Here is a 7,701-nt window from a genome sequence, read left to right as displayed (position 1 = left end):
GCACACCGTGGCGAGCACCGACAGGCCCACCTGGACCAGCCGTCTCGGCTGGAGACCCGCGGCGGCCAGCAGGAGCATGACCGCGAACGGGCCGAAGTCCTCGCCGAGCCCCAGCGGCCGGTTGAGCCACACGCGGATGGTCGCGACCGGTTCCGGGTTCAGGTCGTGCCGGGCGAGCAGGAGCCCCAGGACGTACCCGTACGTGCCGAGCACCGCGGCGCCCGCCCGCAGCAGCGTGACCGGCGCCGTCCCGGTGGCGGGGGTCACCGCGACGGCCACTGCGTCAGCTGTCTCGTCGCCAGTGCGGCGAAGGCGTCGGCGACCCTGGCCCGGTCGGTCCCGTAGGCCTCGATCCGGATGAGGTTGCGCCCGCGGACGTAGTGCGCGCGGTAGCCGGTGTACGGCTGGCCCCGCGCGGGGTTCTGCACGCGGACCAGCACGCCCCGGGCCGCGGTCGGCGCCGGGGCCCAGCCACCGGTCGCGTACAGCTCGTCGATCGCCCGCAGCGCCGTGTGCGGGTCGTGGCCGTCCCGGATGGACAGCTGCCACAGGCCCAGGACGACGCCGTTCTCGTGGGTGACGTACGCGTGGACCACGACCACGCCGGCGCCGGTGAGGACGTCGGCCTCCGCGGCGGGCAGGACTTCGGGAGAGACGCCGGACCTGATGCTGGCGGTGTCCGTGACGAGCACCCCGGGCGGGCGCACGAGCGTGAGCGTCTCCGGGTTGTCCGGCAGCCGGCGGTCGAGGTCCGGGACGGTGACCTGCCTGCTGGCCCGTGCCGGGTCGGCGCCCGTGCCCCACACCACGAACGCGACGACGGCGACAGCCACGAGCAGCACGTGAACGAGAACGACGGAGACGATGCGCATCGAACGCACATTCTCCAACAGGCCACCGTCAGATCCGGACGGTGGCCGTAACAGTTCAGGAACCTCGTCGCACGATGTAGGTGAAGCTCTCCCACTCCGCGCCGGCCATGTCGTCCGGCACGATGTTGACGATCTCCGAGCCGCAGTGGGTGAACAGCAGGCGGACGAGGTTCGAGTCCATCCCGAACATCTCCATCCCGCCGTCGTCCCGGCCCCTCGGCGCCGGTCGCGGGTCGACGACCAGCTCCTGCTGCGGGCTGAGCGCGGGCACCTCGACGACGGTTCCCGAGACGACGGTCACGCCGGTGCGGACGGTCTCGCTCCCGGCCTCCGCCCACCAGGCGACGGCCTCCTGCACGACGTCCAGCTCCAGCTCGTACTCGCCGGGCTCGTCCGGCCCGACCACGGGCAGTTCGAGCTCCACCGAGGCACCGGGCGCGAGGTCGTGCGGCAGGTCGGCCCGCCCGTCGTTCCAGCGCACCGGCTCGCCGTCGCGGAGCCAGTGGTTGCCGAGCCGGATCAACCGCCCGGCCGGCCAGACGCGGTCGCCGGCGTTGGTCACGCGGGCCCGCACCGGCGCGGCCTGGCCGACACCCACCGGGCTCGGCACCTCGACGAGCTCGATCCGTGCGCGCATGGCCGTCTGCGGCAGGTTCTCCGGCCTGCTCGGCCGGAACGGGATCTGGCAGACGAGCACCCCGCCGTCCCGGACCACCCGCTGCAGCTCGACCAGGCAGGCGAGCTGCACGGCCGGCGGCGAGTGCTGGATGGAGATGAGGCTGACCACGGAGTCGAACGACTCGTCCTCGAACGGCAGCCGGTGGCCGTCGTAGGCGACGAATTCGACCCGGTCCGGGAACTGGTTGATCCGGTTGGCCTCGTCGATCATCGACTGCGCGATGTCGACCCCGACGACCTCCTTGACGTGCTCGGCCAGCGCGTTGGCCAGCCGGCCGGCGCCACAGCCGAAGTCGAGCGTCCTGTCGCCGAGGGAGAGGCCGGCGTCGTCGAGCAGTTCACGCACCCGTGCGACGGGCTGCGCCGCCGTGGCGAGGAACTCGTCGACCTGCCAGCCGCCGTGTCGCCGCTCGGGATCGGTGAGCACCGCCCACAGCGGGTCGGCCTTCCCCAGTTTCTCCCACGTCGACTTCAGCCGGTCCACTGCCATGGCGGCAAGACTAGGGGGTTGCCAACTCCGTACTCGCATGCCGGTCCCGGCGTGCCCTGCCCAGCCCGAAGCACAGCGCCAGCGCCAGGTCGGCCGTCGTGTGACCCACCCGCAGCATGAGGCTGACCGTCGCGGCGGCTGGGGCGCCCAGGAGCGGGGTCAGCGCCAGGATCAGCACCGCCTCACGAGCTCCGACGCCCGCCGGCGCGAGGAAGACGAGCAGCCCGACGAGCCAGCCGAGTGCGAACGCGCCCGTGCAGACCACCGCCAGCCGCAGCACCGAGTCGGTGAACGGGGCGGCCAGGAGGTAGCCGGCCGCGCCGTAGCCGACCCAGGCCGGCAGCATCCACAGCAGCGGCCGGACCAGGCCGGACCAGCGCAGCACCGGCGGGCTGGTGCCGGAACGCTTCGCGAGCTTGCGGGCCAGCCAGTTGATCACCTTCGGATGCAGCAACACCAGGGCCAGCGGGACGCACACGCCCGCCCAGCCGAACCGGCTCACCAGGTCCGGCTGGCTGACCAGCAGCAACGCCCCGACCAGCACGGACGTGACCGTGTGGACGACCAGGAAGACCGATCCCGCCAGCAACGCCGCGCCACCCGGCACGCCGCGCTCGCGCGCGAACTTCATCTGTGCCAGGAACGGCCACACCGAGCCCGGGAGGTACTTGCCGACCTGGGCCGGGAAGAAGATCTCCCGCGCGGCCCCCGACGACACCGGCGAGCCGAGCGCCGCCAGGCAGTGCTTCCACACCTCCGCCGTGGCCAGCAGGCCGAGCACGATGCCGGCGAACGCCAGAACGGGGCGCCACCAGGCGATCCGGCCCAGCGCGTCGATCATGGACGGGAAGTCGTTCCGCAGTGCCCAGACCGCCACGCCGACGGCGACAACCACGAAACCGATGGCCAGCAGGTCCGCCCGCCGGCTCGGTTTCGGCGCCGCCGGCTCGCTAGTCACGCCAGATCAGTCCGGTCGTCGTCGGGTACGGCAGGGTCGGCGTGCCGCCCTTGAGCAGCTCGATCCGCAGGCCCGGCATGGCCGAGAGCACGTCCCAGTACCGCTTGCGCTTGATGTTGTCGAACACCACCACGCCGTCGTCGGCCAGGTGGTCCAGCGAGCGGCGGAAGGCGTCCACCCTGGCCCGGCCGTCGACGACGATCAGGTCGAACGGGCCGCCGACCTCGTCGATCGTCGAGACGTAGTTGGCGAAGTCGAGGTCGGTGTGCCCGACCCGGCCGGAACGCACGGTGGTGTCGGGGGTGGCCGCCGTCGGCGGGACGACGTGCAGCTTCGCGTTGCCGGTGTCGGCCAGCATCTTCTTCACCGACTCGGCCCACGACGTGTCGTGCTCGACGCTGTCGATCTGGGCGCTGCGCTTGGCGAGCCACACCGTGCTCGCGCCGGCGCCGTACTCGAAGATCCGGGCCCCGGGCCGCTCCGCGAGGAACTCGTCGACGCGGCGCATCGCCGGGTAGCTCCACCAGGCGAGGTCCATCCGGACCATCTCGTCCGCGTCGAAGATCGAGAAGAGCGTCCGGACGTGCCGGGCCTTCGACGACTCGCTGTGCTCCAGCCTGCTCAGCAGTCCGGTCTTGTCGACCGCCTTACGGACGGTTCGTACCCCGGTGACGTAGGCACCACGCAGGCCGCTCATGCCTCAACCTTCTCAGTCGTCTTCGCCGGCAGGACCACATCCCGGGCGGTCGGTTCCGCGGGCGTCCGTTCCCGGATGAGGTCAGTCGCCTCACGCCGGTTGGCCGTCCGGTGCAGCACGATCTCCGCGATCAACCCGATCGAGATCAGCTGCACACCCAGGATGACCAGCAGGATGCCCAGCATCAGCAGCGGCCGGTCGCCGATCGCCTGGCCGCCGAACAGCTTCACGACGGTCAGGTACGCCAGCGTGACGAAGCCGAGCAGCGCGGACAGCAGGCCGAGGCCACCGAACAGGTGCGCGGGCCGCCGGCCGTACTTCGTGATCGTCATGACCGTCAGCAGGTCGATGGCGCCGCGGACGTACCGCTCCAGGCCGTACTTCGACTTGCCGTGCTCGCGTGCGCGGTGGTTGACCGCCAGCTCACGCACGTTGTAGCCGGTCTGGTGCGCCAGGGCCGGGATGTAGCGGTGCAGCTCGCCGTACAGCGGCACGCGGCGGTAGACCTCGGTCTTGGCCGCCTTCAGGCCGCAGTTGTGGTCGTTGAGTTTCAGGCCGGTGATGACCCCGGTCATCTTGTTGAAGAACTTCGACGGGATGCGCTTGCCGAGCGGGTCCTTGCGGTCGGCCTTGTGGCCGGACACCAGGTCGGCGCCGTCGTCCAGCTCGGCCAGCAGGCGGGGCACCTCGGCGGGGTCGTCCTGCAGGTCGGCGTCCATGGTGACGAGCCGGTCGCCGCGGGCCTCGTCGACGCCGGCGGCCAGTGCGGCCGCCTTGCCGAAGTTGCGGCGCAGCTTCAGCGCGCGCACCCGGGGATTGCCGGCGGCGAGCTGGGTCATGACCTGCCAGCTCGTGTCGGTGCTGCCGTCGTCGACGAAGATGATCTCGTAGCCGGTCTCCGGCAGCGTCGCGAAGGCCGCGTCGATCTCGCCGACCAGCGTGGTCAGCGTCTGCTCCTCGTCCTTGACGGGTATCAGGACGCTGACGTCAACTTCTCGTTCAATACTCACTTCTGGTCCTCGTCAGTCCTGGTCGTCGCTGACCTTCGCCGGCATCCAGCGCTTCGCGCCGCTCTCCAGAATCACCACGACACGCAGGTCCGGGTCGTCGGGTCCGACCATGCCGAACCCGGTGTCCGCGTTGATGCCCAGGTACTGCTGGGCGATGTCCGAACGAACCCGGTCACTCACGCCCCCACCAACGACCTTGCCGGTCGAGTCGACGAGAACGGTACAGCGCACCGGGTCTTTCACGCCCGTCACCCATCCCCACACGAGCTGGGCACCGGGCTCGGCCTGCACCTTGTCGACGGTGCCGACGGGCGAGACCGGGGTGCGTCCGCCGGTCGGCAGCGTCAGCTCCTTCGCCCCGCCGAGATCGATGTGATCGCCCAGCTCGGGGCCGCCGCAACCGAGCGTGAAGCTGTCGTTGAACGGGTAGTGGCCGAGCGCCTCCAGGCGCGGCACCAGCTGGTGGCCGGCGGGCGGCAGGGCCCAGCCGAACGCGTTGAGGTAGCCGGCCCGCAGGGCGACCGACTGGATGTCGTGGTCGATGTCCTCGGTCCGCACCGCGTCGGCGGTGGGCACGCCGAGCGCGAACCCGGTGACGCCCGCGACCGCGAACCCGACGGCCAGCTTGCGCCAGTGCCGCCCGACGAACGAGTGCACGACCGTGCCCGCGATGACCAGCAGGGGCAGCGAGATCAGCACCGAGACCGAGGTGTAGCGGCTGTGCTGGCTGTAGTCGAGGCCGAAGTCGATGCGCGAGACGGCGATCATCGCGCCGCCGAAGAACGCGTGGCAGGCGAGGCCCCACCAGAACCGCAGCTCCGGCGTCCGCGCCGCCTTGACCGTGGCCAGCGCGCCGTAGCAGCCGAGGATGACCGCGCCGGAGAGCACCGCGAAGCCCGTGTTGTTGGCCGCCCAGATGTGGCCGAGCACCGCGAGCAGGCCGAAGATCGCGGTGCCGATGTCGCTCTCGGTGCCCGACCCGGCCGCGTTGTGGTTGACCGACATCCAGCCGACGACGATCACCCCGCCGACGACGAGCGGCAGGACCCGTCGCCACATCGGCTCCCGGCGCATGATCGCGATGAGCGCGAGCGACGGCCACGCGGCGAACGCCGTGCCGTAGGTGATGCTGCCGAGCAGCGCCATGCCCCAGGCCGGCCACCACTTGCCCTTGACCCCGAACAGCAGCGCGCCGATCGAGATCAGGTTCGCCGTGAGCCAGGCCGCGCCGCTCATCGCGTGGGTGAAGTTGTGCAGCCCGTGGAGGCTGAAGATCAGCGCGGACGCCGCGAGCACGATCGACGCGCGCACCACGGCCGGCAGGCTCTTCGGGATCGCGAACCGGATCAGCACCACTGTCGCGATCGCGACGAGGATGTCGACGTAGCCGAGGATCCGCTGGTCGCCGCCGCCGAGCGTGGCGTCGCCGTAGTACATCAGCGACGGGATGGCGATCAGGTGCTCGTTGGAGGCCTTGAACAGGCCGCCGAAGTTGAGCGAGCCGTTCAGGTCCACGAACCGGACGATCGCGTACCAGTAGTCGACGTAGTGCAGCTTCGACGCGTTGGCGACCTCGAGGGTCATCGCGCCCGCCGGGATGAGCGCGAGTAGCTCGACGAGGCGGGCCAACCACGTCGTCGTGCCGAACCTGCGCAGCCGCGCGAGCCAGTCCGTCCGATCCGTCTCCGGCGCGTCGACGTGCTGGTCAGGCGCTGAATCCTCCGCCGAGTTCTTCGTCACCGTGCTAGTCACGTCACATTCCTCCGCGCGAGTGTTACGCCGAATACCATGTCAAAGTGCGGCGTGTGGACGTCGCGCGGCCCCATCGGCGAGCGTTCCTAACGGATCGGGTGCTTGGCCAACGCGGGGCCGAGCTTGTCGACGAAACCCTGGTCGATGACCGCGACCGCGCCGGCCGCGACGTTGCGTTCCACCACCTCGAGCACGACGACCTCACTGTCGGTGATGGTCTTGATCACGTCGTCCGGCCGGTTCTCGGCGCCGCGGTAGTACTGCACGGTCACGTCCGAGAACGCGGCGGGCAGGTACCCGGAGGCGCCGACGAGGAAGGAGTCGCCGAGCACCGCGGTCGGCTGGCTGATCATGCCCTTGAGCTGCTTGGACGTGAAGTGTCGCGGGTTGAGCAGGTCGGTGGTGTTCTTGCGGACCCGGTCGTAGCGCCCGTCGGGCCGCAGCCGGTAGTTGACGACCTGGTTCTGGCCCTTCTTGCCGATCAGCGGCGGCAGGTCGGCCTGGACGCTGGCGGTGTCCTTGCGCTGGACCTGCCACGACCTCGTGGTGCCCGGCCGGATCTCGTCGCTGACCGTCCTGAGCATCTCGATGGCGCCTTCGGAGGTCCAGTGGGTGTCCTGCGGGTAGTAGACGGGCTTGTTGTACTCGTCGGCCACCGCGGCGAGCCGGGGCCGCATGTCCACGGCGCCCGCGATGCCGATGGACTGCTGCCACAGCTCGGGGGTGACGGGCTGGGCGCAGTCCTTGCCGGGGTAGGTGTCGGGCAGGTGCTCGGGGACCATCGTGGTCTTGTCCGGCACGAGGACCAGCACGAACTCGCGGCCGGACGCCTCGACCGCCTGCCGCAGCTTCCGCAGCCCGGCGACCGTCTGCTGGAGCGGCTGGATCGGCCGGCACTTCGACTGGGTGTCCCGGCCGTAGTACATCCAGCCGTCCGTGCCGTTGACGACGTCGCGGAACCCGGCCTGGCCGGAGCCGTCGGTCTCGCCCTCGGTGGGGTCGGTCTGGTCCTGCTGGGGCTGGTCCTCCGTGGGGCTGCCCGGCAGCGGACCGGTGGGCCCGCCGCCGCCACCCTGGTCGAAGGGCGCGGGCTCGCCGAAGAAGGTCTCGCTGATCCAGTCGGTCGCGTTCACCGCCCCGCCGCGGAAGGGCAGCGCGTCGGTGGCCCAGTCGTCGAGGCCGGTGAACAGGCCCCAGCCGTCGGTCACGCCGGGGAAGGAGGCGAGCCTGTGGTTCTCGATCTC

General features: G+C 70.8%; 8 protein-coding genes. All 8 read right to left on the bottom strand.

The genetic code is table 11. The annotated features are described in order from the left end of the window. Positions 1-279 (bottom strand): hypothetical protein (locus VET29_RS23440; RefSeq protein ID WP_324924039.1); only part of this gene is annotated, 279 nt, incomplete at its 3' end. Then, complete coding sequence (locus VET29_RS23435; protein WP_324924037.1) at positions 264-872, bottom strand: hypothetical protein; 609 nt, start codon at positions 870-872, stop codon at positions 264-266. The genes VET29_RS23435 and VET29_RS23440, both read right to left, overlap by 16 nt. A 55-nt stretch (positions 873-927) precedes the next feature. Then, a complete protein-coding gene (locus VET29_RS23430) occupies positions 928-2,040 on the bottom strand; it encodes a methyltransferase domain-containing protein (protein ID WP_324924035.1) in 1,113 nt (370 codons plus the stop codon). A gap of 10 nt (positions 2,041-2,050) precedes the next feature. Continuing rightward, the gene (locus VET29_RS23425; protein ID WP_324924033.1) at positions 2,051-2,998 is read right to left on the bottom strand and encodes a lysylphosphatidylglycerol synthase domain-containing protein; all 948 of its coding nucleotides are present in this window, start codon (positions 2,996-2,998) and stop codon (positions 2,051-2,053) included. Further along, on the bottom strand, positions 2,991-3,695 hold the full coding sequence (locus tag VET29_RS23420) for a class I SAM-dependent methyltransferase (protein ID WP_324924031.1): 705 nt from the start codon (positions 3,693-3,695) through the stop codon (positions 2,991-2,993). The genes VET29_RS23425 and VET29_RS23420 overlap by 8 nt, the downstream gene beginning before the upstream one ends. Then, a complete protein-coding gene (locus VET29_RS23415; RefSeq protein WP_324924029.1) occupies positions 3,692-4,705 on the bottom strand; it encodes a glycosyltransferase family 2 protein in 1,014 nt (337 codons plus the stop codon). Before VET29_RS23415 ends, VET29_RS23420 begins: the two co-directional genes overlap by 4 nt. 12 nt (positions 4,706-4,717) lie before the next feature. After that, the gene (locus VET29_RS23410) at positions 4,718-6,457 is read right to left on the bottom strand and encodes a hypothetical protein (protein WP_324924026.1); all 1,740 of its coding nucleotides are present in this window, start codon (positions 6,455-6,457) and stop codon (positions 4,718-4,720) included. Between the two features lie 86 nt (positions 6,458-6,543). Further along, positions 6,544-7,701, bottom strand: a 1,158-nt coding sequence (locus tag VET29_RS23405; protein ID WP_324924024.1) for an alginate O-acetyltransferase AlgX-related protein, incomplete at its 5' end; no start/stop codon positions are given.

Origin of the sequence: Actinophytocola sp. (assembly GCF_035634895.1) — a bacterium.
Taxonomy (GTDB): domain Bacteria; phylum Actinomycetota; class Actinomycetes; order Mycobacteriales; family Pseudonocardiaceae; genus Actinophytocola.
Note: the sequence above shows the minus strand (reverse complement) of the source record. Positions and strands in the feature narration are given on the sequence as shown.